The organism is Mycobacterium sp. KBS0706 (assembly GCF_005938675.2).
Classification (GTDB): Bacteria; Pseudomonadota; Alphaproteobacteria; order DSM-16000; family Inquilinaceae; genus Inquilinus.
Genome location: NZ_VCCH02000422.1, coordinates 1 through 269, shown reverse-complemented (window position 1 = coordinate 269; position 269 = coordinate 1). Strand labels below are relative to the sequence as shown.

General features: G+C 64.7%; 1 protein-coding gene. It reads right to left on the bottom strand.

Translation table 11 applies throughout. The annotated features are described in order from the left end of the window. Positions 1-269: glycogen/starch/alpha-glucan phosphorylase (locus FFK22_RS42550; protein WP_143957084.1), on the bottom strand; the 269-nt coding region annotated here is incomplete at both ends.

Sequence of the window (269 nt, the reverse complement as noted above, 5' to 3'; positions counted from 1 at the left end):
AATGCGCAGGGCGTTGAGGAGCTGCCGTTTGTACTCATGGATCCGCTTGATCTGGCTGTCGAAGATCGAGTCCGGGTCGACGGAGATGCCGGATGTCGATTTGAGCCAATCGGCAAAGCGCGTCTTGGCGTCACGCTTGGCGATGCGGATGGCGCCGCGGAACCCCTGGTCCTCGGCGAGGGGCTCGAGCTTCGCCAGCTGGGACAGGTCCGTGATCCAGCCGTCGCCGATGGCTTCGGTGATGGCCGCCGCAAGGCCCGGATTGGCCT